General features: G+C 71.7%; 20 protein-coding genes. 14 read left to right on the top strand and 6 right to left on the bottom strand.

Annotated elements, in window-relative coordinates; genetic code table 11:
• Positions 1 to 109: 109 nt before the first annotated feature.
• Together L3i22_RS47435 and L3i22_RS47430 are read right to left on the bottom strand one after the other, a co-directional pair.
• Positions 110 to 1684, bottom strand: a complete 1575-nt coding sequence (locus tag L3i22_RS47435) for an NAD(P)/FAD-dependent oxidoreductase (protein WP_221323960.1) — start codon at positions 1682 to 1684, stop codon at positions 110 to 112.
• Between the two features lie 41 nt (positions 1685 to 1725).
• Positions 1726 to 2505: a YhjD/YihY/BrkB family envelope integrity protein gene (locus tag L3i22_RS47430; RefSeq protein ID WP_221330503.1), complete on the bottom strand. Its 780-nt coding sequence runs from the start codon at positions 2503 to 2505 to the stop codon at positions 1726 to 1728.
• Between the two features lie 40 nt (positions 2506 to 2545).
• Between L3i22_RS47430 and L3i22_RS47425 the strand changes: the two genes are divergently transcribed.
• The 4 genes from L3i22_RS47425 to ispG are packed head-to-tail and all read left to right on the top strand — an operon-like array spanning position 2546 to position 6471.
• Positions 2546 to 2776 (top strand): hypothetical protein, encoded by a 231-nt coding sequence (locus L3i22_RS47425; protein WP_221323959.1) that lies wholly within the window; start codon positions 2546 to 2548, stop codon positions 2774 to 2776.
• 19 nt (positions 2777 to 2795) lie between these two features.
• Complete coding sequence (gene dxr / locus L3i22_RS47420) at positions 2796 to 4004, top strand: 1-deoxy-D-xylulose-5-phosphate reductoisomerase (RefSeq protein ID WP_221323958.1); 1209 nt, start codon at positions 2796 to 2798, stop codon at positions 4002 to 4004.
• The gene (locus L3i22_RS47415; protein ID WP_221323957.1) at positions 4004 to 5293 is read left to right on the top strand and encodes an RIP metalloprotease; all 1290 of its coding nucleotides are present in this window, start codon (positions 4004 to 4006) and stop codon (positions 5291 to 5293) included. The genes dxr and L3i22_RS47415 overlap by 1 nt, the downstream gene beginning before the upstream one ends.
• A 5-nt stretch (positions 5294 to 5298) precedes the next feature.
• Positions 5299 to 6471: a flavodoxin-dependent (E)-4-hydroxy-3-methylbut-2-enyl-diphosphate synthase gene (gene ispG / locus L3i22_RS47410; protein ID WP_221330502.1), complete on the top strand. Its 1173-nt coding sequence runs from the start codon at positions 5299 to 5301 to the stop codon at positions 6469 to 6471.
• Between the two features lie 163 nt (positions 6472 to 6634).
• On the opposite strand, the gene L3i22_RS47405 is transcribed toward ispG, so the two are convergent.
• On the bottom strand, positions 6635 to 7474 hold the full coding sequence (locus L3i22_RS47405) for a GNAT family N-acetyltransferase (protein WP_221323956.1): 840 nt from the start codon (positions 7472 to 7474) through the stop codon (positions 6635 to 6637).
• A gap of 123 nt (positions 7475 to 7597) precedes the next feature.
• Here L3i22_RS47405 and L3i22_RS47400 point away from each other — a divergent pair, with 123 nt between their 5' ends.
• Positions 7598 to 8203, top strand: a complete 606-nt coding sequence (locus L3i22_RS47400) for a PadR family transcriptional regulator (protein ID WP_221323955.1) — start codon at positions 7598 to 7600, stop codon at positions 8201 to 8203.
• A gap of 439 nt (positions 8204 to 8642) precedes the next feature.
• On the opposite strand, the gene L3i22_RS47395 is transcribed toward L3i22_RS47400, so the two are convergent.
• Complete coding sequence (locus tag L3i22_RS47395; protein WP_221323954.1) at positions 8643 to 9341, bottom strand: helix-turn-helix transcriptional regulator; 699 nt, start codon at positions 9339 to 9341, stop codon at positions 8643 to 8645.
• 385 nt (positions 9342 to 9726) lie between these two features.
• Positions 9727 to 10698 (bottom strand): LLM class F420-dependent oxidoreductase, encoded by a 972-nt coding sequence (locus L3i22_RS47390; RefSeq protein ID WP_221330501.1) that lies wholly within the window; start codon positions 10696 to 10698, stop codon positions 9727 to 9729.
• Between the two features lie 130 nt (positions 10699 to 10828).
• Here L3i22_RS47390 and L3i22_RS47385 point away from each other — a divergent pair, with 130 nt between their 5' ends.
• The 3 genes from L3i22_RS47385 to L3i22_RS47375 are packed head-to-tail and all read left to right on the top strand — an operon-like array spanning position 10829 to position 14320.
• Positions 10829 to 11584 carry an ABC transporter ATP-binding protein gene (locus tag L3i22_RS47385; protein WP_221323953.1) on the top strand — a complete coding sequence of 252 codons (756 nt, stop codon included), beginning with the start codon at positions 10829 to 10831 and terminating at the stop codon, positions 11582 to 11584.
• Positions 11581 to 13719 (top strand): YhgE/Pip domain-containing protein, encoded by a 2139-nt coding sequence (locus L3i22_RS47380; protein WP_221323952.1) that lies wholly within the window; start codon positions 11581 to 11583, stop codon positions 13717 to 13719. The genes L3i22_RS47385 and L3i22_RS47380 overlap by 4 nt, the downstream gene beginning before the upstream one ends.
• A gap of 16 nt (positions 13720 to 13735) precedes the next feature.
• A complete protein-coding gene (locus L3i22_RS47375) occupies positions 13736 to 14320 on the top strand; it encodes a TetR/AcrR family transcriptional regulator (protein ID WP_221330500.1) in 585 nt (194 codons plus the stop codon).
• Positions 14321 to 14364: 44 nt separating this feature from the next.
• Here the strand turns inward: L3i22_RS47375 and L3i22_RS47370 are convergent, their stop codons facing one another.
• The gene (locus L3i22_RS47370) at positions 14365 to 15267 is read right to left on the bottom strand and encodes an SDR family NAD(P)-dependent oxidoreductase (RefSeq protein WP_221323951.1); all 903 of its coding nucleotides are present in this window, start codon (positions 15265 to 15267) and stop codon (positions 14365 to 14367) included.
• 103 nt (positions 15268 to 15370) lie between these two features.
• Here L3i22_RS47370 and L3i22_RS47365 point away from each other — a divergent pair, with 103 nt between their 5' ends.
• The 6 genes from L3i22_RS47365 (at position 15371) to L3i22_RS47340 (ending at position 20998) form a co-directional block, all read left to right on the top strand.
• Entirely contained in the window at positions 15371 to 16213 is an 843-nt protein-coding gene (locus tag L3i22_RS47365; protein WP_370644310.1) for a helix-turn-helix transcriptional regulator, read from the top strand.
• 469 nt (positions 16214 to 16682) lie between these two features.
• Positions 16683 to 17054, top strand: coding sequence for a helix-turn-helix domain-containing protein (locus L3i22_RS47360; RefSeq protein WP_221323950.1), 372 nt, complete (start codon positions 16683 to 16685; stop codon positions 17052 to 17054).
• 10 nt (positions 17055 to 17064) lie between these two features.
• Positions 17065 to 18336: a sensor histidine kinase gene (locus L3i22_RS47355; protein ID WP_221323949.1), complete on the top strand. Its 1272-nt coding sequence runs from the start codon at positions 17065 to 17067 to the stop codon at positions 18334 to 18336.
• Complete coding sequence (locus L3i22_RS47350) at positions 18333 to 18992, top strand: response regulator transcription factor (protein WP_221323948.1); 660 nt, start codon at positions 18333 to 18335, stop codon at positions 18990 to 18992. The genes L3i22_RS47355 and L3i22_RS47350 overlap by 4 nt, the downstream gene beginning before the upstream one ends.
• 60 nt (positions 18993 to 19052) lie before the next feature.
• Positions 19053 to 19946 carry an ABC transporter ATP-binding protein gene (locus L3i22_RS47345; RefSeq protein WP_221323947.1) on the top strand — a complete coding sequence of 298 codons (894 nt, stop codon included), beginning with the start codon at positions 19053 to 19055 and terminating at the stop codon, positions 19944 to 19946.
• Positions 19943 to 20998 (top strand): ABC transporter permease, encoded by a 1056-nt coding sequence (locus L3i22_RS47340; RefSeq protein WP_221323946.1) that lies wholly within the window; start codon positions 19943 to 19945, stop codon positions 20996 to 20998. The genes L3i22_RS47345 and L3i22_RS47340 overlap by 4 nt, the downstream gene beginning before the upstream one ends.
• Positions 20999 to 21361: the final 363 nt, after the last annotated feature.

Genomic DNA, 21361 nt, shown 5'->3' with positions numbered 1-21361 from the left:
CCGCAGGTCACCACGCCCGTCCCCACAGTCCGCGACATCCGGCCGGTCCGGGCCGCCACGGCGCCGCCGGCCGGGCCCGGGGAGACGCCAGGCGGTTCCGCCGGCGGACTCAGGAGCGGCCGAGGTCCTTCAGGATCCGGACCGCCGCGTTGTGCCCGGCGGCGCCGATCACGCTGCCGGCCGGGTGCGTCCCCGCGGAGCCGGCGTAGAGGCCGTCCACCCCGGTGAAATACGGCATCCGCTGGTCGAAGGCGACCGTGTTGTCCACGTGGTGGATGTGCCCGCCGGTGATCCCGAAGTGCTTCTCGATCCCCGGCGGGGTGAGCGGGAACACGTCGGCGACCAGGTCGGACGTGCCCGGGGCGTACCGGTCGCAGATCGCCAGCAGACGCTCCACGTACCCCGGCAGCTCGGCGTCCCACGAGGAGCCGGCCGGCTCGAACGGGACCGACTGGACGAACAGCGCGGACGAGTGGTGCCCGGCGTCGTCCCGCAGCGACGGGTCGACCGTGGTGTGCACGTACCACTCGATGGTCGGCTCGGCCGGCAGCTTCCCGGCCTGCACCTCGGCCCACATGTTCCGCAGCGCGGCCATCGGCGAGTCGCCGGCGCCGGGCAGCAGGTGGACCGTCGAACCGAACGGCGACGGCGCGCCCGCCGGCAGGCAGCTGAACGTCGGCAGGTCCCGCAGCGCCAGGTTGACCTTGAGCGTGGTGCCCGGCTTACGCACCGACGCCATGTGCTCGGTGAGCGCGGCGGGCAGCGTGCCCTCGGGCACCAGCGACATCAGCTGGTAGGGGTCGCAGCTGCCCAGGACCACCCGGGCGCCGATCGACCGCCCGTCGGCGAGCACGACCCCGCCGGCCGCGCCCCCGTCCAGGGTCACCGAGGTCACCGCGGCGTCGGTGAAGAGCCGGGCGCCGGCCGCCCGGGCGGCGTCGGCGAAGGTCCGGGAGACGGTGCCCATGCCGCCCTCGGCGATCAGCCAGGTGCCGTCCGAGCCGGGCAGCCGGCACATGTTGTGGACCAGGAAGTTGTGCCCGGTGCCCGGGTCGTCCGGCCCGGCGGTCAGCCCGGAGAGGCCGTCGGTCACCGCGTACATACTGGTCAGCAGTTCGCTCTTGAAGCCGAACCGGGCCAGGTAGTCGACCACGGAGCCGCGCACCAGGTCGAGGAAGGTGCTCTGCAGCTGGGGCCGGATGTACCGATCGGCGATCTGCTCGACCGAGCCGGGCTCCTCCAGCCAGGCCGGCGCCAGGTCGGACCGGATCGCGCCGATCTCCACCGCGAGCGCCTCGTCGGCCGCCGCGTCGCGCGCCGAGAAGAACGTCTCCAGCTGGTGGCGGGTGGCCTCGCGGTCCCGCCCGAACAGCAGGTACGGCGAGCCGGCCGGGCCGGGCGTGGGCAGGAAGTAGTGCGGGTCGCGGCGCAGCACCGGGATGTCGACGTCGAGCGTCTTCAGCAGCTCGGGCGGCATCAGGCCGAGAAGGTAGGAGCCGGTGGACTGGCCCAGACCGGGCACCTTGGGGAACGGGTGCTCGGTGCGGGTCGCGCCGCCGAGCACTCCGGCCGCCTCGAGCACGACGACGTCGAGCCCGGCGCGGGCCAGCAGGATCGCGGACACCAGGCCGTTGTGACCGGCTCCGATGATCACCACGTCGGCGCGGTCGGGAATGGGGGTCATGCCGAGCGACGCTACCTCGCGTTCGTGTCTCGTGCCTTAGCCTATTCGCCCGATAAATGTGGCTTGATGGCGTGTGTTGCCGCGAATCCGACAAGAACGATCGTGTGGAACAGGTAGAGCCACAGGCCGACCGCGACCGTCCCGCCGATCGCGGCGAATCCGCCGAACGGCGCGCCCAGGTTCAGCGGCAGCGAGCAGAACAGCACGAACCCGTGCAGGAAGCCGGACAGGTTGGCGGCGGTGAACGACCCGATCAGGGCCGTGGGCAGCCACGGCGGGCGGCCCGGGGCGACGTACCGGAACACCCAGATCACCACCGGCGTCAGCACCAGCCAGGCGGCCAGGAAGGAGAGCACCACGCCGAGCACCGACCACCAGCCGCCGCGGAGCCACAGGGCGCTCGTCGTGGGCAGCGCCAGGAAGAGCGCGAGCAGCAGCGCCGGGGCGGCGGCCAGCAGCGGCAGCCAGAGCACCCGCCCGCGCCAGCCGACCAGCGACTCGCCGCCACGCTGGTAGATCGAGACGAACGCCCGGCGCAGCCCCTCGCCGTAGAGGGTGGCCGGCAGCAGGCTGGCCAGCGCCAGCAGCGGGGTGAGGTGCAGGCCGGCGTCGATCAGCGCGGCCAGGGCCCGAGGTGCGCCGATCTCGTCCGGAAGAGCCGCGATGGTCCGGCCGGTCAGCCGCCGTACCCGGTCCGCGCCGGCCGCCAGCCCGGTCAGCCAGATGGCCAGCAGCGCCACCGGCACCACCGCGATCCCGCTGTAGAACGTCACCGCCGCGGCGTGCAGCGCGAGATCCCGCCCCCGCAGCGGCCGCAGCATCACCGTGACCGCCCGTCGGACCCTGATCAGCACGAACAGGGTGTACCCCGCGAGGGCCCCGCGCTCACCAGGATCACGCGATCATGGTTACCGATACCTGTTCGAGGGGCGGTACCGCCGGCCCGCCCTGACCCGCGTCGAGGAACTGCCCGGACTGCTGCTGTGCAGCACGGTGCAGGGTGACTACGTCACCGTGGGGACCTCCGAGCTCGATCCGGAGACGGCGGCCGGGCTGACCGCGTTCGTCCGGGCCAGGGTCGCCGGAGCCTGAGCGCGGGCGGTCCGGGAAGATGGGCGGCATGCGAGACCTCGTCCTGCTCGGCTCGACCGGATCCATCGGCACCCAGGCCATCGACATCGTGCGCCGCAACCCGGACCGGTTCCGGGTGGTCGCGCTCGGCGCCGGCGGTGGCAACGTCGAGCTGCTCGCCGCGCAGGCGTTGGAGCTGGCGGTCGAGGTGGTCGGCGTGGCGCGCGCCTCCGCCGTACAGGATCTGCAGTTGGCTTTTTATGCCGAGGCGCAGAAGCGCGGCTGGTCCTCCGGCGACTTCAAGCTTCCGAAGATCGTGGCCGGGCCGGACGCGATGACCGAGCTCGCCCGGCACCGCTGTGACGTGGTGCTCAACGGCGTGGTCGGCAGCCTCGGCCTGAAGCCCACCCTGGCCGCCCTCGAGGAGGGCCGGACACTCGCCCTGGCCAACAAGGAGTCCCTGGTCGCCGGCGGTCCGCTGGTCCGGCGGATCGCCAAGGAGGGGCAGATCGTCCCGGTCGACTCGGAGCACTCCGCGCTGGCCCAGTGCCTGCGCGGCGGCCGGGCCGACGAGGTGCGCCGCCTGGTGCTGACCGCCAGCGGGGGAGCGTTCCGCGGGCGCCGGCGCAGCGAGTTGACGAACGTCACTCCGGAGGACGCGCTCAAGCACCCGACCTGGGACATGGGCCCGGTCGTCACGATCAACACGGCGACGATGGTGAACAAGGGGCTCGAGGTGATCGAGGCGCACGAGCTGTTCGGCGTGCCCTACGACGACCTCGAGGTGATGGTCCACCCGCAGTCGGTGATCCACTCGATGGTCGAGTTCACCGACGGCTCGACCCTGGCCCAGGCCAGCCCGCCGGACATGCGGCTGCCGATCGCGCTGGCCCTGGCCTGGCCGGACCGGGTGCCGGAGGCCGCCCCGGCGGTCGACTGGACCCTCGCGCACACCTGGGAGTTCCGTCCGCTGGACGCCGAGGCGTTCCCGGCCGTCGAGCTGGCCAAGGCGGCGGGCCGCGCCGGGCGGTGCCGTCCGGCGATCTTCAACGCCGCCAACGAAGAGTGTGTGGCCGCTTTCGTCGCCGGTCGGCTACCTTTTCTGGGCATCGTCGACACCCTGGAACAGGTGCTCGCGGCGGCTCCGGATTTCGCGGAGCCGGGTACCGTCGATGACGTGCTGGCCGCGGAAGCCTGGGCGCGGGCCCAGGCACAGCGGACGATCGCGACTGTGGCTGAAGGAGCCTGATGCTGTTCTGGCTGGGTGCGGCGGCGTTCGCGCTGACCATCCTCGTCTCGGTGAGCCTGCACGAGCTGGGTCACATGATCACGGGCAAGCGCTTCGGGATGAAGGTGACGCAGTATTTCGTCGGCTTCGGCCCCACGATCTTCTCGTTCAAGCGCGGCGAGACGGAGTACGGGCTCAAGGCCATCCCGCTCGGCGGCTTCTGCAAGATCGTCGGGATGACCCCGCAGGACGACGACGTGCTGCCGGAGGACCAGCCGCGCGCGATGTGGCGGTTCCCGGTCTGGAAGCGGACGATCGTGATGTCGGCCGGCTCGATCACCCACTTCCTGCTGGCCCTGGCCGGCGCGTGGGTGATGGCCGTCTCGGTCGGCCTGCCGAACATTCACCTCCCGCAGTCCAACGCCGACCAGCGGTCCTACCCGGCGATGATCCACGTCGGCGACTGCCTCTCGGTGCAGACCGAGGTCAAGAAGCTGGACGCCGCGGCGCAGAAGACCGCGACCGAGACCTGTGTGCCGGGTACCAACGGCGCGATCGTGCCGCCCGCCAAGACCGCCGGCCTGCAGGATCTGGACCGGATCACCCGGGTCGGCACCACCCCGGTGGCGAACTACGGGCAGCTCACCGACGCCATCCGGGCCTCGAAGGCCGGCCCGACCGAGTTCGAGGTGATCCGGGACGGCCAGACCAAGGTCCTGTCGGTCGACCTGATCAGCGACGAACGGGCGCCGGTCGAGGATCCGAAGGGCGCGGTCTCGCTGGTCTCGGTCGCCGGCATCAGCTGGGACACCGATCAGCCGTACGTGGTGCAGTACGGTCCGCTCGGCGCGGTCAAGGGCTCCGGTGAGTACGGCTGGTACCTGGTGGAGAACTCGTTCAAGGCGATGGGGAAGATCCCGCAGAAGATCCCCGCCCTGTGGAACTCGATCACCGGCGACGAGCGTGACCCGGACACCCCGATCAGCGTGATCGGCGCGAGCCGGCTCGGTGGCGAGGCGATCGAGAAGGGCGTGCCGGAGGTCTTCTGGCAGATCTTCATCTCGCTGAACGTGTTCATCGGCCTGTTCAACCTGCTGCCCCTGCTCCCGCTCGACGGCGGCCACATCGCCATCGCGTGGTACGAACGGGTCCGTTCGCTGCTCTACCGACGACTCCGGCGACCCGATCCGGGGCGTGTCGACTACTACAAGCTGATGCCACTCACCTACGCGGTCATCCTGATAGGTGGCGCGTTTACGCTGCTGACGGCGACCGCCGACATCATCAACCCGATTACGATCTTCAAGTGAGTGAAATGACTGCGATCAGTCTCGGAATGCCGGCCGTACCCCCGCCGCCGCTGGCCCCGCGCCGTAAGAGCCGGCAGATCAACGTCGGTGGTGTCCTCGTCGGTGGTGGTGCCCCGGTCAGCGTTCAGTCGATGACCACGACCCTCACCTCCGACGTCAACGCGACGCTGCAGCAGATCGCCGAGCTGACCGCGTCCGGCTGCCAGATCGTCCGGGTCGCCGTGCCGTCGCAGGACGACGTCGAGGCGCTGCCCGCGATCGCCAAGAAGTCACAGATCCCGGTGATCGCCGACATCCACTTCCAGCCGAAGTACGTGTTCGCCGCGATCGACGCCGGCTGCGCCGCGGTCCGGGTCAACCCGGGCAACATCCGGCAGTTCGACGACAAGGTCAAGGAGATCGCGAAGGCGGCCGGCGCCGCCGGTGTCCCGATCCGGATCGGTGTCAACGCGGGCTCGCTGGACAAGCGGCTGCTGGAGAAGTACGGCAAGGCCACCGCCGAGGCGCTGGTCGAGTCGGCGCTCTGGGAGTGCTCGTTGTTCGAGGAGCACGGCTTCCGGGACATCAAGATCTCGGTCAAGCACAACGACCCGGTCGTCATGATCCGGGCGTACCGGCAGCTCGCCGAGCAGTGCGACTACCCGCTGCACCTGGGTGTGACCGAGGCCGGCCCGTCGTTCCAGGGCACGATCAAGTCGGCGGTCGCGTTCGGCGCGCTGCTGGCCGAGGGCATCGGCGACACCATCCGGGTCTCGCTCTCCGCCCCGCCGGTCGAGGAGATCAAGGTCGGCAACCAGATCCTGGAGTCGCTGGGCCTGCGCGAGCGTGGCCTGGAGATCGTCTCCTGCCCGTCCTGCGGGCGCGCCCAGGTGGACGTGTACACGCTCGCCGAGCAGGTCACCGCGGCGCTCGACGGGTTCCCGGTGCCGCTGCGGGTGGCCGTCATGGGCTGCGTCGTGAACGGGCCCGGCGAGGCCCGGGAGGCGGACCTCGGGGTGGCCTCCGGCAACGGCAAGGGCCAGATCTTCGTCAAGGGCAAGGTGATCAAGACCGTGCCGGAGTCGATCATCGTGGAGACGCTGGTCGAGGAGGCGCTGCGGCTCGCCGACCAGATGGGCGCCGACCTGCCGGACGAGCTCCGCGAGCTGCTCCCGGGACCGGTCGTCACCGTGCACTGAGCCGGATTGCTCCGCTTCGCTCCGCGCACGAAACGCTTCCGCACCGGCGGCGTTTCGTGGGTTTTGCGGGTTTTGGGTGCGGCGGCGGTGCTCAGGTCGTACCAAATCGGAATTTGATGTTGAATTTGCCCGGGTCTGGGATGCGGACCCGGGCAAGTCTCTTTTAGAAGAGGACGGTGGCGAAGGCGCCGGCGGAGACGAAGCCGCAGCGCTGGTAGACCCGGCGCGCCGAGGTGTTGTAGTCGTTGACGTAGAGGCTGACCGTCGGCGCGACCCGGCGCAGCGCGTCGTCGACCACCGCGGCCATCGCCGCCGTCGCGATCCCGCGCCCGCGGAACTCCGGGTGGACCCAGACGCCCTGGACCTGCGTCGTGCGCCGGGTGATGATCGCCAGCTCGGCCTTGAAGATCACCTGATCGCCGATGAACCGCGCATACGCCCGCTTGCCCTTGACCAGCTCGGTGACGCGGCGTCGATAGCCCCGGCCGCCGTCGTCCTGCAGCGGCGAGACGCCGACCTCCTCGGTGTACATCGCCACCGCGGCCGGGAACAGCTGCTCCACCTCGTTCGGCCGGACCAGGCGCACCTCGGGATCGGACGCGACCAGCGGCGACCGGTCGGTGACCAGCAACGGCTGGTTGGGCCGCACGTCTCGCGCGCGCCCCCAGTGCACGCTGAGCCGATCCCACAGATCGAGGACCGCCTCGGCCCGCCCGATGATCGACGAGCAGACCCGTGGCTCGTGGCTGAGCAGGTCGGCGAAGGCCGCGATGGCCGGCGGATTGGCGCCGACCGGGACCAGATGCGCGCCGGACCAGATGATCGACTCGATGCGGCGGGCCGGCTCGTAGCCGTAGATCCGCCCGTCGGACCGCCACCAGTTCAGCCCGTGGGCGGCGACCCGCTCGGCGATCTGGGCACCCGCGAACGGGTCGGCGTCCAGGATCCGCTCGACCGCAGCACGCTCCGGCTCTCCGAGCTGGCGAATGGGCACCGTCAACACAGCTACCACATTGCCAGATCGCGGCCGTTCGACACGCATGGCAACCCCATCAGTTCGGAAACCCTTGCTTCCGACACGTTGCCGATATATCGTCTAACTATCGACGACAGAACGGAGAAGATCATGAGGTTCCCCCACGAAGGACATCACGGACATCGGATGCGCGGGTTCGGGTTCCCGCCCGGCTTCCCCTTCGGGCCCGGTGGCCCGGGCGGGCACGGCGGCTTCGGCCCCGGCGGCCCGTTCGGCCCCGGTGAGCACGGCCAGCGCGGCGGTGGCCGGCGCGGTGGCCGGGGCCGGCCCAACGTGCGCCCGGCCGTCCTGGCGCTGCTCCTGGAGCGCCCGATGCACGGCTACGAGATGATTCAGGAGCTGGACGCCCGCACCAACGGCATCTGGCGCCCGAGCCCCGGCTCGATCTACCCCACCCTCCAGCTGCTGGAGGACGAGGGCCTGATCGAGGTCACCGCCGAGGGCGGCCGCAAGAGCTACCGCCTCACCGAGGACGGTCGCCCCGAGGCCGAGACCGCCGCGCAGAACCCGCCCTGGGCCCAGTTCGGCGACGACACCCTCAACCAGGTGCAGGACTTCCGCGACGCGGCGGTCGGCATCTTCAGCGCCCTCAAGCAGGTCGGCTTCTCCGGCACGCCGGAGCAGCGGCAGCGGGCGCTCGAGGTGCTGAACGAGACGAAGCGCAAGCTCTACGCCATCCTCGCCGACAGCGAGTGAACCGGCCTTTCGGCCATCAGCCAGGCGGTGGTCGAGGTCCGCGGGAATGGAGCGCATCCCTTGTGGGTGCGCTCCATTCTCCTTTGTACGGGGTGAGCCCGGTGAGTTGTCCACACCAGGGAGTTATCCACAGGCCTTGAGCGGGGGGTTGGGCTTTCGCGCGATGATGAGCGCTGTGGAGGCGGCCCGTGGAGGCGAAAGCGGGGTCGACCGGGCGTGCTGGGTGTGGCTCTGTGTGCGGCTGTGCCGGGCCGGGCCGGGCTGTGCCGGGCCGGGCTGTGCCGGGCCGGGCTGGGCTGGGCTGGGCCGCGCTGGGCTGGGCTGGGCTGGGCCGCGCTGGGCTGGGCCGCTGGGTGCGGCGGAGCTGGGCCGGGGGTGGCTGGGCTGGGGGCGGCTGATTTTGTTGGGGTTGGGTGGGGCGGGGACGGGGCGGGGGTGATCAGTCGAGATTGGTTACGCCGAGCAGGTCGGACAGGGCGGTGCGGCCCGGTGTCGTGACGCGGACCGCGCGGCCGGAGCCGATCCGGGTCACCCAGCCGCGGTCGAGGAACGTCTCGCAGACCCGTGCGCCGGCGAGCCCGCCCAGGTGCGGGCGGCGTTCGGTCCAGTCCAGGCAGGCGCGGGCCAGGGGGCGGCGGCCGGCCCTCAGCTGTTCCGGCGCGACTCCGAGCCGGTCGGTCAGCCAGGTCACGCCGTCGCTGGTGACCGCGAAGCCGCCGTTCTGGTCGAGTAGCCCGGCGCCGGTCAGCGCGTCGGTGACCGCGACGCCGAGGCGGCCGGCGAGATGGTCGTAGCAGGTGCGCCCGCGACGCAGGGCCGCGTCGGCCGTGGTGGCCCGTAGTCCGCGGGCCGGGGGCAGGGCGGGTTCCAGGCGCGCGGTGATGTCCTCGAGCAGGCCGGCGACTCCGGGGTCGGCGAGCCGGACGTATCGGTGGCGCCCCTGCCGGGCCTCGGTGAGCAGGCCGCCGGCGATCAGGCGGTCCAGGTGCTCGGTGGCCGTGGAGCGGGCGACCCCGGCGTGGGTGGCGAGCTCTCCGGCGGTCCAGGCGCGACCGTCGAGCAGGGCCAGGCACATCGACGCCCGGGTCCGGTCGGCCAGGAGCGCCGCGAACGCCGCCAGCCCTGCCGCATCAGTCATGCGCCCATTCTTCGACCGGAACGTTTCGGCGGCCACCGAACCGTCCCCACGGGCGGAAGTTCGACCGATGGTCACGCGACCCCGGACGAAACCTAGGACAGCGGAGCCTAGGACCTCAGGCGGGATCCTAGGACCCTTCAAACGGGAGCCTAGGACGGCGAAGGCTAGGACCCCGGACCCGGCCGAGCGCAGGATGGCCGGCCTGGGGTGGGCAGGCCTGGGATGGGCGGGCCTGGGATGGCTGAGCCCAGGACGGCCAGGAGTCCGGCGAGGCTAGGAGCTGGGGTGGCTGGGAGCTGGGGTGGCTGGGAGCTGGGGTGGCTAGGAGCTGGGGTGGCTAGGAGCTGGGGTGGCTGGGAGCTGGGGCGGCTAGGAACCGGGGCGGCTAGGAACCGGGGCGGCTCAGGGCGTTGATCAGCGTGGTCAGCGCGGCGAATCCACCCCGCTCCAACTCCGGCGTCGGAAGCAGAGCCATCACCGGAATGGTGATGCCCGCCTCCGCATACGCCCGGACCCGGACCCGGATCTCGTCCGGCGTGCCGTGCACGATCAGCTCGTCGACGAGCGAGTCCGGGATGGCGGCCAGCGCGCCCTTGCGGTCGCCCGACTCCCACGCCCGCCACATCGGCGCCAGGATCTCCTCGCGGCCCAGCCAGCGGTGGAACGCGGCATACGCCGGCACGGTCAGGTACGACGTGATGAGCCGCCGCCCCAGCATGCGCGCGTAGTTCGCGTCGGAGGTCGGGACGACGAAGATCCGGGCGGCGACCGCGAAGTCCGGCCCGGCCTCCTTGGTCTCGGCCAGCGCGGTGGGCACGTCGGCGGCGGAGAGCCAGTTCAGGATCACCCCGTCCGCCTCGGCGGCGGCCAGGTGCAGCATCTGCGGGCGCAGCGCGGCGAGCATCAGCTGCGGCGGGACGGCCGGCGGGCGCTCCAGCCGGAACCGTTTCACGGTGAACGTCGGGAACTCCTGGTCGACCAGCTCGCCGGCGAGCGCGGCGCGCAGGAAGCGGAGCAGGTCGCGGCTGCGGGCGAACGGCCGGGTGAAGTCGGCGGCGTTCCAGTCACCGACCACGACCGGTGAGGACGCGCCGATGCCGAACTGGAATCGCCCGGGCGCGGTCTCGGCGAGCGCGGCCGCGGTCATCGCCATCAGGCCCGGCCCGCGGGTGAAGACCGGGGCGATCGCCGTGCCCAGCCGCAGGCGCGGTTCCCAGGCGGCGGCCAGGGTGAGCGGCGTGAACGCGTCCGCGCCGTTCACCTCCGAGCTCCACACGTCGGTGAAGCCGGCGTCGGCCAGCGCCGAGAAGGCGGCGGCGTGATCGGCGAGCGGTACGCCGCCGAGCGGCACGGTCATGCCCCAGCGCATTGACATGACCCCGATCCTGCCGTCCGCACCGGCGTGATGTCCACCACCTGTGGATTCTCGGCGACTTCGATGCGGGTATGTTTTTGAACTGACCAGTCAGTCTAAACAAGGAGCCATCATGGCGGTGCTCATCGCTACCGGTGCCGGGGTGCGGCACCACCGGCGCTGGCTCCTGCGCGACCTCGACCTGACGGTCGAGGCCGGCGAGACGATCGCCGTCGCCGGCCCGCCCGGCAGCGGCCGGACCAGCACGCTGCTGGCTCTGGCGCGCCGGTTGCGGTTGTCCCAGGGCAAGGTTTCCCTTTTCGGTACGGCGGCACTCGGCCATGTGGCCGGGGTCAATGAGTTCGAGCCGGTGTTCACCGTGAGCGAGCACGTGCGCGAGCGTCTGGCGCTGCTCGGACGGTCCCGGAAGGAAGCCGCCTCGGTGGAGCTGCACGGGCTCGACCCGGAGCTCCGGGGACGGGATCTCACGCCGTACCAAAGGCAGCTCCTGGGTTTGATCCTGGCTCTTCTGGCCCGGCCCGCGGTGATCGCGCTCGACGGGGTGGACAGCGGGCTGGACGCGGGGGAGCGGGAGCGGCTGTGGACGCTGCTCGGGGAGATCGCCGCCGAGGGGGTCGCGGTGCTGGTCACGGCCCGTGAGGTGGATCCGGCGCGGGTGTCCCGCACGGTCCTGCTGAGCGACCCGCAGTCGGGCGAGCCGGGCCGCGCCACGGTCCAGGAGACGCCTGTGGAAAACCCAGCGCCTGTGGAAAACCCAGCGCCTGTGGAAGAGCCGGAGCCTACGGAAGAAACGCAACCCGAGCCCGAGCCTGTGGACGAAGAGCCGGCCGTGGACGAGATCCCGGCCGAAGAGGAGCAAGTGAAATGACCGGGTTGTCGACTGTTTCATTGGCCGGGCTCGAACTCCGCCGCTTCTTCCGGAGCCGTTTGACGGCCGCCGCCCTGGCGGTTCTCGCGGTCGTCCCGTTGCTGTACGGCGCGCTCTATCTGTACGCCTTCTGGGACCCTTACGGCCACCTCAACCACATCCCGGCCGCCCTGGTGATCGAGGACCAGCCGGCCCGGGACCAGAACGGCGACACCGTGAACGCCGGTCACGACCTGGCCGACAAGCTCATCGAACGGCAGATCTTCGACTGGCACGTGGTCGACGCGAAGACCGCCGACGCCGGCCTCAAGGACGGCAAGTACCAGATCGAACTGCGGATCCCGGCGAGTTTCTCCGGCCATCTGGCGGACGCCCCGAATGCCTCCGCCGACCCGGCGAACGCCCGGTTGAGCGCCGTCTCCGACGATTCCACCAACTACCTTTCCGGGGTTTTCGCCCGCACCGCCTTCGACGAGGTCCGGGCGGCGGCGAGTGCGAGTGCCTCGGCGAAGTACTACGACCAGATGCTGATCGGATTCACCGATCTGAAAGCCGAGACCGAGAAGGCCGCCGACGGCGCCGGCAAGATCGCCGACGGCGCCGGAAGCATCCACCAGGGCGCCGCCGAGGAGGCCGCCGGCATCGACACCGCGCACCGCGGGGCCGGGCAGATCGCCGGCAAGCTGGGTGCCGCCGGGCGCGGCGCCGACCAGCTCGCCGACGGCCTCGCGCAGCTGGAGACCGGCGCGGCCCAGCTCGCCACCGGCACCTCGCAGGCCGCGGACGGCGGCCGCAAGCTGGCCACCGCGGTCGACGCCGCGGCCGACAAGGTCGAGCCGGTGCTGCGGGACAACGCGGAGACGATCCAGAACGCCGCGACCCTGGTCGCGAACGGCGCCGACCAGCTGGCCAAGAACGTCGGCGCGATCGACGACGCCGCCGACAAGGCCGTCCAGGACGCGAAGAACCTGCAGAAGCAGCTGAACGACCTGCCCGACAGCGACGGGCTGCCGGAGGCGAAACGCCTGGCCGCGCGCCTGGTCGCGGACGCCGAGCGGATCCAGCAGCGGGTCGACGCCGCCGACCTGGACGGGCTGCGCGCCGAGCTGCGCACGGTCGCCAAGGACGCCCGCGCGGTGGCCGCCGCCGCGCCGCACCTGGCCGACGACGTGGCGAACGCCCGGACCCAGGTGGACAAGCTGGCCGGCGGCCTGGACCAGCTGGCCACCGGCGCGAAGCGGCTGCAGACCGGCACCGCGCAGGCCGCGGACGGCGCGAACGAGCTGAAGAACGGGGTGTACCGGCTGGCCAGCGGCGCGCAGCAGCTGGACACCGGGCTGGCCAAGCTGTCCGACGGCGGGCACCGGATCGCGGACGCCCTCACCGATCTCCAGGACGGCGCCGGTCAGCTGGCCGACAAGCTGGCCGACGGGGCGAAGGAGATCCCGGCGTACGACGACGCGTCCGACCGGTCCGGGATCCTGGCCGACCCGGTCTCGCTCGACCGCGTGGTGCGCAACCCGGCCGGCACGTACGGCGTCGGCTTCGCCCCGTACTTCCTGGCCCTGGCCCTCTGGGTGGGCGCGATGATCAACTACATGCTGCTGCGCCCGTTGAACCGGCGCTACCTGGCCTCCGGCGCGCCCGCGCCCCGGGTCGCCCTGGCCGGCCTGCTGCCCGGCGTGCTGATGGGCCTGATCCAGGCGACCCTGCTGTTCGTCGTGGTCCGTTTCGGTCTCGGCCTGTCCCCGATCCACCCGTGGACCAGCCTCGCCCTGCTGCTCGGCACGGCCAGCGTCTTCGCGGCGATCATGCAGCTGATCGGGGCCGCGCTCGGCGCACCCGGCCGGATCATCGCGCTGGTCCTGCTGATGTTCCAGCTCACCTCGTCCGGGGGCACCTATCCGGTGCAGACCACGCCGGGGTTCTTCCAGGCGCTCCACCCGCTGCTGCCGATGACGTACGTGGTGGAGGCGATGCGCCACGCGATCGACGGCGGGGAGTCCGGGCCGATCGTGCACGGCGCGCTGGTCCTGGGCGGATTCGGTCTGGTCGCGTTCCTGCTCACCGTCGTGATCGCCGGCCGGCAGCGCCGCATGCGCACCACCGACCTGCATCCCGAGCTGGTCCTCTAACCTGGGGTCCGTGGCGATGGACGGGCGGAGCCGGCGCCGGGCGGACACCCGGCAGAAGCTGTACGAGGCAGCCGTGCAGCTGATCGCCGAGCAGGGCTACAACGAGACCACGGTGGACGACATCGCCCTGCGGGCGAACGTGGCCAAGGGCACGGTCTACTACAACTTCAAGTCCAAGACCGACCTGTTCGAGGAGCTGCTGCGGCACGGGGTCGGGCTGCTCACCGACGAGTTCCGGGCCGCGGTGGCGGGGCTGCCGCCGCGCGAGGCGGTGCGGGCGCTGGTCCGGGCGCAGCTGGCGTACATCCAGCGCTACCAGGCCTTCGCCCAGCTGCTGGTCTCCGAGATGTGGCGGACCAACCGGGAGTGGCAGCAGACCCTGGTCCTGCTCCGCGAGCAGTCGATCGGGGTGATCGCGGAGACGGTCCAGGCCGGGGTGGACTCCGGTGACCTCCCGGCCGACCTGGACGTCCGGGTCGCGTCGGCGGCGCTGTTCGGCGTGGGCCTGGTGGTCGCGGTGGACTGGCTGGTCTTCCAGCCCGACCGGCCGATCGAGGACGTCGAGGAGTCGATGCTCGCGATCGTCCGCCGGGTGGCCTGAAAAACCCATTCAAAGACGATTTCGACGGTACGACGGCAGCCCGCTCAGCCGCGCGCCAGGAGTTCCCCGGTCGCGGCCCACAGGCGGGCCTCGCGCTGCCGATCGTGGGCGACCGGCTTCGCCTCGATCACGTGGTCCTTCAGGACGAACGCGCCGTCGCGCAGGTGCGCCCACTTCTCGTCGAGCGCGACCGAGGCCAGCAGCGGCCCGGACTTCTCCGGCGTGGAGACCCCGGGGATCCGGCCGAGACCACGCGCGACCGACTGGGCCGCCGCCGGCGCGCCCCGGCCCAGGCTGGTGCCGGGCATCCAGCCGGGCTCGAACACCGTGACCCCGATCCCGGGCCGGACCCGGCGCTGCAGCTCATGGGCGTAGTACAGGATCGCCAGCTTGGCGTTGGAGTAGGCGGTGCCGTTGGCCGCCAGACCCGGCGTCGCGTCCGCGTCGGCGGGCCGGGCGATCTCCAGCGGGTCACGCCACTGCGCCGGCGGCACCCGCAGCAGCCCCCGCCAGAAGTTCTGGTGATAGGTGTTCGACCCGAGCAGCACGATCCGGCCGGGCTCGGCGAGCGTCGCGGCCAGATCGCCGATCAGCTGGGCGTGGGCCAGGTAGTTCACCGCGAAGGTCAGCTCGTACCCGTCGGCGGACGCCTGCCGGGTGTCGCTGGACATCGCGCCGGCGTTGCCGACGATCGCGTGCAGCGGCCGCACCGCCCCGCTCTCGACCAGCTTCCGCGCGCTCGCGGCGGCCTCCCGCACGTCGGCGAGCCGGCTCAGGTCGGTCTCGATCTCGTGCACGGTGGCGCCGAGGGCCCGGGCCTCGGCGGCGACCGCGGCCAGGTTGCGGCCGACCAGCAGCAGGTCGGGGCGGTCGGCGCGGGCGGCCATGGCGAGGGTGGCGATGCGGCCCAGACCCTTGGTCGGGCCGGTGATCAGAACGCTTGTCATGGCACCCAGCCTCGGGGCCCGGCGGGTGGTCAGCCAGCCGCCTGGTTTTCGTAGGACTGACAGGGCCAGGACAACGTCCCGGCGGTCGAGCAGACTCGACGGCGTGGAGCAGTGGGAGTTCGGCCGGATGGTGCGCCGCTGGCGCGATCGCGTCGTGCCGGAGGACATCGGCGTCCCGGTCGGCCGCCGGCGGCGGGCCACCGGCCTGCGGCGGGAGGAGCTGGCCGCCCTGGCCGGCATCTCGGCGGACTATCTGACCCGGCTCGAGCAGGGCCGGGCCACCGCCCCGTCGGCCCAGGTGGTGGAGTCGCTGGCCCGGGCACTGCGGCTGGCCGACACCGAGCGCGACCTGCTCCACCAGCTGGCCGGGCACGCCGCCCCCGGCCCCGGCGTCGTCCCGTCCCGGGTTACCGCGAGCGTGCAGCGCCTGCTGGACCGGCTGGCCAACAATCCGGTCGTCGTCTACGACGCCAGCTGGACGCTGGTCCTCGCCAACGCGCCCTACGACGCGCTGATGGGCGACACGACGACGTGGCGTGGCCTGGAGCGCAACGCCGTCTGGCGCAACCTCACCCGCCGTCCGAGCCGGGTCGTGCACACCCCGCGGGAGCAGGCCGAGCACGAGGCCCGGCTGGTCGCCGACCTGCGCCTGACCGCCTCGCGCTACCCGGCGGACCGGTCGCTCCAGCGGCTGATCACCGACCTCGCCGCCGCGCCCCGGTTCCCCGAGCTGTGGGAGGCGGAGGCGCCACCCCCGCTGCCCGACCCGTCCAAGCGCAAGGTCGTCGACCATCCCGCGGTCGGCCGCCTGACGCTGGACTGCGACACGCTGCTCGTCGCCGTCGACGACCTGCGGATCACCCTCTACAGCGCCGAGCCGAACACCGCGGACGCCGAGCGCCTCGCCCTGGCCATCGTCCTGGGCACGCAAGCCCTGGTCGAGTGACCGCCCCGGCCCACCACGAAATCGCTTCGGGGAACCGTCCGGAAGCGCTCGGCGCGGTCGTGCCGGAGCGCGTGAAGGGGCTTGCAGACATTGACGGGGTCTTGCGTTATCGCAGGTCAACCGAGGGGCCGGCGAAAAAATCTACAGCGGCGACTCTAGAAATTTGGCGCGGATGGGCATATGTTTTCCAGGTCGGCTTCAGCCGGCCTAGCAACTGGCACAGACGCTGAGTTGGAGAAGGAGGACCGAGATACCGCAGCAACGCGTAATCACGATGTCCCCGACCCGACATGAGGTGATCGCAGCCGATGCTCATCACTCCGGTCGACTGCTAGCGGCACGCAGCCGGTCGACCACATGCGCCGGACGAAAGCGCCGGCACAAGAATTGAAAATCCAGGGCCCCGGTTACCCGCCGGGGTCCTGGACTTTGTCGTGACCTGATCCGAGTTGTGCGCATAAAGGGGACCATGCCGGGGATCGCGGACGACGCCGACCTTGCGGCGTACACGACGGGCCGGGCCGCCGAGGTGCTCGGCGTGACCCAGGCCTTTCTTCGTACTCTCGACGGCACCGGACTGATCGAGCCGGAGCGCTCGGCCGGCGGCCACCGCCGGTACTCCCGCCACCAACTGCAGCTCGCCGGCCGGGTCCGGATCCTGCTCGACGACGGTTTTCTGCTCGCCGCCGCGGTCCGGATCGTGACCCTGGAGGACCGGCTGGCCGCCGCCCATCGGCGGATCCTGGAGCTGGGCGGCAAGCTGGGCCCCGGCGAGGACGCCAGCATCCCGGTGCAGACCCGCGGCCGGGCCGAGGATGCGCGGACGCGGCCGGACATGTAATCGTCTCAGCATGCGATCGTGGAACGTCGAAGAGTGGCGACGGCCGGGACCGACCGCCCGGCAGCGCCGGAACGACCTGTGGACCGGGTCGGTGGTCGCCGCCGTCGCGGTCTTCAGCCTCTACCTGCAGCGCAGCTACGGCAGCTTCCACACCGAGCACGCCCCGCCGGTCGCCGAGCAGATCTGCTGGGCGGTGGTGACCACGCTGCCGCTGGCCTGGCGCCGCCGCGCGCCGGACCTGGTCGCGGTCTTCATCTCGGTGGCGTTCATCGGCGGTCAGTACCGGCTCTCCCAGGAGCAGATGATCACCACCTACGCCCTGTTCGCGGCGATCTACACGCTCGGCGCGTGGGGGACCGACCGGCACCGCGCGCGGACCGTCCGGCTGGTGATCATCGGGGCCATGTTCGCCTGGCTGACCCTGTCGTTCGCGCTCTACCAGGACGTGATCGCGGTCTCCGAGATGTCCGGCGCCTCCGGTGAGCTGCCGGCGCTCCCGTCGATGATCTTCACGTCCTACCTGCAGAACATCGTCTTCTTCGGCTTCGTCTACCTGATGGGCGACGCGGCCTGGCGCGCGGTGTACCGCCGGCACCGGCTCGAGGAGCAGGCCGAGGAGTTGCGCGCGGCCCAGGAGGCGGCCGCCGGGCGGGCGGTCCTGCACGAGCGCGTCCGGATCGCCCGGGAACTGCACGACGTGGTCGCGCACCACGTCTCGGTGATGGGCATCCAGGCCTCGGCCTGCCGCCGGGCCCTGGAGAAGGACCCGGTCAAGGCGGTCACCGCGCTGACCGCGATCGAGGACGGCGCGCGGACCGCGGTCGACGAGCTGCGCCGGATGCTCGGCGCGCTGCGCTCCACCAGCGCGGAGACCGAGGCGGCGCCGGGCGCCGGCATCGACCGGATCGAGGAGATCGCCGAACGGGCCCGCGACGCCGGGCTCGAGGTGCACTTCGGGACGTACGGCGATCCGGCGCCCCTGCCCGACTCCCTGTCCCGGGCCGCCTACCGGATCGTCCAGGAATCGGTGACCAATACCCTCAAGCACGCGCAGGCCGCCACGATCGACATCCGGGTCCGGTACCTGGCCGGCGAGCTGGAGCTGGACGTGGCCGACGACGGGCACGGCGGCACCGGCGCGGGTGGCGGCGGAATGGGGCTGATCGGGATGCGGGAGCGGGTGGCGGTGCACGACGGCACGCTGGAACACGGGCGCCGCGGCGGTGGCGGGTTCCGGGTCCGCGCCCGGCTGCCCTACGCGACGGTCGGGAGCAATACATGAGCATCCGGGTCCTCGTCGCGGATGACCATCGGCTGGTCCGCTCCGGATTCCGGGTCATCCTCGAGTTGGAGGACGACATCACGGTGGTCGGCGAGGCGGCCGACGGGGCCGACGCGGTGGAGCTCGCGCTCCGGCTGCGGCCCGACGTCGTACTGATGGATGTCGAGATGCCGGTGATGGACGGCCTGGAAGCGACCCGCCGGATCGCGGCCGAGGGTGGTCCGTCGGTGTTGATCCTGACCACCTTCGACCGGGACGACTACCTGTTCGCGGCGCTGCAGGCCGGAGCCAGCGGGTTCCTGCTGAAGAACGGCACGCCGGAGGCCCTGACCGAGGCGGTCCGGGTGCTCGCGGCCGGCGACGCGTTACTCGCCCCGGCGGTGACCCGGCGGGTGATCGCCGAGTTCAGCGCGCCCCGGCAGCGGGTCCCGGAACCGGGGAAGCGGCTGGACGAGCTGACCCCGCGCGAGCACGAGGTGCTGGTCGAGCTGGCCGGCGGGTCGACGAACGCGGAGATCGCGACCGCGCTGCACCTCGGGGAGACGACGGTGAAGACGCACGTCAGCCGGGTGCTGATGAAACTCGGGGCGCGGGACCGGACCCAGGCGGTGGTCCTCGCGTACGAAATGGGGGTGGTTCGTCCTTCGCGGGAATGACCCGGGTGGTCCTCCCCCAGCCGGACGCCACCGACCGCCGGAAAGCCTAGCGTCAATGGCATGAGCAGCGAACTCAGCGTCGACGCGGTCGACCGGACGTTCGGCGACCGGCAGGTCCTCAAGGACGTGTCGTTCACCGTGACGACCGGGCGGCTGACCGGGTTCGTCGGCGCCAACGGCGCCGGCAAGACCACCACCATGCGCATCATCCTGGGCGTGCTCGCCGCCGACGCGGGCACCGTGACCTGGCAGGGTGCACCGCTCGACCGGGAGATCCGGCAGCGCTTCGGGTACATGCCCGAGGAGCGCGGCCTCTACCCGAAGATGAGCGTCCTCGACCAGGTCGTCTACCTGGGCCGGCTGCACGGGCTGAGCGCCGCCGAGGCGCGCCGCAGGACGCTCGCCCTGCTGGAGCGGCTGGAGCTGGCCGAGCGGGCGAACGACCACGTGCAGAAGCTGTCGCTGGGCAACCAGCAGCGCGCCCAGATCGCCGCCGCCCTGGTCCACGACCCGGAGCTGCTGGTTCTCGACGAGCCGTTCTCCGGGCTGGACCCGTTGGCCGTCGACAACGTGGTCGCCGTGCTGCGCGAGCGGGCCGCCGCCGGGGCCGCGGTGCTCTTCTCCAGCCACCAGCTCGACGTGGTCGAGCGCCTCTGCGACGACCTGGTGATCATCGCGGACGGCACCGTCCGGGCCGCCGGGGACCGGGCCGGGCTGCGCGATCAGTACGCGCTGCCGCGCTACCGGATCGAGGTCGGCGGCGACGCCGGCTGGCTGCGCGACCAGGCCGGCGTGACCCTGATCGACCTGGACGGCCGGCACGCGACCTTCGACCTCGACCCGGCCGTCACCGACCAGTCGGTCCTGCGCTCCGCCCTCGACCGCGGCCCGGTGCACGCGTTCGGCCCGGTCCGTCCCTCGCTCGCCGAGATCTTCCGAGAGGTGATCCAGTGACCACGTTCGAGGCTGCCCAGCTCGTCGCCGCCCGGGAGATCCGGACCAAGCTGCGCGACAAGGCGTTCCTGCTCAGCACCGGGATCTTCCTGGTCATCGTGCTCGCGTCGCTGGTGCTGCCGGCGCTGCTCAACAGCGGGCCGGCCAAGGTCGCGGTCACCGACGGCGCCTCCGTCGCCGTCCTTCAGGAACACGGCTTCGAGGTACGGACGGTCGCTGACACGGCCACCGCCGAGCAGCTCGTCCGGGACGGCGAGGTGGACGCCGCGGTGCTGCCCGGCCCGGTCGTGGTCGGCGACGACGAGAGCCCCGGCGACGTGGTGCAGGCGCTCAGCGTCGAGCCGCAGGTCCGGCTGCTGGAGCCGAGCGACGTCGACCCGTTCCTGAAGGTGATCGTGCCGCTGGCGTTCGCGATGCTGTTCTTCTTCACCTCGTTCACGTTCGGGATGCAGATCGCGCAGAGCGTCGTCGAGGAGAAGCAGACCCGGATCGTGGAGATCCTGGTCGCCAGCATCCCGGTGCGCGCGCTGCTGGCCGGCAAGGTGTTCGCGCTGACCCTGCTCGCGTTCGGCCAGGTGGCGCTGCTCGCCCTGGTCGCGATCGTGGGGATGAGCGCCACCGACACGGCCCCCGGCCTGATCTCCGCCGCGCTCCCGGCGATCGGCTGGTTCGTGCCGTTCTTCGTGATCGGCTTCGTCATGCTGGCCGCGCTCTGGGCCGGGGTGGGCGCGCTCGCCTCCCGCCAGGAGGAGCTGACCAGCACCACGGTGCCGGTGCAGATGCTGGTCCTGATCCCGTTCTTCGCGGTCCTCAGCGTCCCGCACGACGGGGTGGCGATGAAGGTGCTCTCCTACATCCCGTTCTCCTCGCCGATCGCGATGCCGATCCGCCTGTTCGACGGCGGCGCGGCGATCTGGGAGCCGGTGGTGGCCCTGGTGCTGCTGGCGGTCACGGCGGTGGGGCTGCTCGGGGTGGGCGCCCGCGTCTACTCCGGGTCGCTGCTGCGAACCCAGGTCCGGACGAACTTCATGACGGCCCTGCGCCGCTCCTGATGAGTCGCTCCGTTGTGGACGGGTGACGACGGCGCCGGGCGGCCCGGCACCGGGACGACCTGGCGTCTGTGGACCAGGGGCTTTCGGTTGCGGTTGGGGGCTGGGCCAGGACGTACCGCAAAAGGGGTTTAAAGGGCAGTGATGCGGGGCGGGCGCTCGCGGCCGTGCCGCCGCGTGCGGGAAGAGAGAGGTGACCGCGCCCCGCATCACCGCGGGTGGGTTGTCGACAACCCGGGCGGAAACCTGCCGAGCGACCGCCCTGATGTGGTCAAGGCTCGCACCGGCCGCGACAACCGGCAACGCAATTAACTCTGATCATTGACGGCCGTAACACAGCGGAGCGATCATCACCGAAACCCGTGG

This window comes from Actinoplanes sp. L3-i22, assembly GCF_019704555.1.
GTDB lineage: Bacteria > Actinomycetota > Actinomycetes > Mycobacteriales > Micromonosporaceae > Actinoplanes.
The sequence above is the reverse complement of the archived record's forward strand: the minus strand, read 5'-3'. Positions and strand labels throughout refer to the sequence as shown.

Excerpts from the sequence above, each read along its gene's own strand:
- L3i22_RS47435 (WP_221323960.1), bottom strand. The coding sequence starts at position 1,684 with ATGACCCCCATTCCCGACCGCGCCGACGTGGTGATCATCGGAGCCGGT.
- L3i22_RS47430 (WP_221330503.1), bottom strand. The coding sequence starts at position 2,505 with ATGCTGCGGCCGCTGCGGGGGCGGGATCTCGCGCTGCACGCCGCGGCG.
- dxr (WP_221323958.1), top strand. The coding sequence starts at position 2,796 with ATGGGCGGCATGCGAGACCTCGTCCTGCTCGGCTCGACCGGATCCATC.
- L3i22_RS47415 (WP_221323957.1), top strand. The coding sequence starts at position 4,004 with ATGCTGTTCTGGCTGGGTGCGGCGGCGTTCGCGCTGACCATCCTCGTC.
- ispG (WP_221330502.1), top strand. The coding sequence starts at position 5,299 with ATGACTGCGATCAGTCTCGGAATGCCGGCCGTACCCCCGCCGCCGCTG.
- L3i22_RS47400 (WP_221323955.1), top strand. The coding sequence starts at position 7,598 with ATGAGGTTCCCCCACGAAGGACATCACGGACATCGGATGCGCGGGTTC.
- L3i22_RS47395 (WP_221323954.1), bottom strand. The coding sequence starts at position 9,341 with ATGACTGATGCGGCAGGGCTGGCGGCGTTCGCGGCGCTCCTGGCCGAC.
- L3i22_RS47390 (WP_221330501.1), bottom strand. The coding sequence starts at position 10,698 with ATGACCGTGCCGCTCGGCGGCGTACCGCTCGCCGATCACGCCGCCGCC.
- L3i22_RS47385 (WP_221323953.1), top strand. The coding sequence starts at position 10,829 with ATGGCGGTGCTCATCGCTACCGGTGCCGGGGTGCGGCACCACCGGCGC.
- L3i22_RS47380 (WP_221323952.1), top strand. The coding sequence starts at position 11,581 with ATGACCGGGTTGTCGACTGTTTCATTGGCCGGGCTCGAACTCCGCCGC.
- L3i22_RS47375 (WP_221330500.1), top strand. The coding sequence starts at position 13,736 with ATGGACGGGCGGAGCCGGCGCCGGGCGGACACCCGGCAGAAGCTGTAC.
- L3i22_RS47370 (WP_221323951.1), bottom strand. The coding sequence starts at position 15,267 with ATGACAAGCGTTCTGATCACCGGCCCGACCAAGGGTCTGGGCCGCATC.
- L3i22_RS47360 (WP_221323950.1), top strand. The coding sequence starts at position 16,683 with ATGCCGGGGATCGCGGACGACGCCGACCTTGCGGCGTACACGACGGGC.
- L3i22_RS47355 (WP_221323949.1), top strand. The coding sequence starts at position 17,065 with ATGCGATCGTGGAACGTCGAAGAGTGGCGACGGCCGGGACCGACCGCC.
- L3i22_RS47350 (WP_221323948.1), top strand. The coding sequence starts at position 18,333 with ATGAGCATCCGGGTCCTCGTCGCGGATGACCATCGGCTGGTCCGCTCC.
- L3i22_RS47345 (WP_221323947.1), top strand. The coding sequence starts at position 19,053 with ATGAGCAGCGAACTCAGCGTCGACGCGGTCGACCGGACGTTCGGCGAC.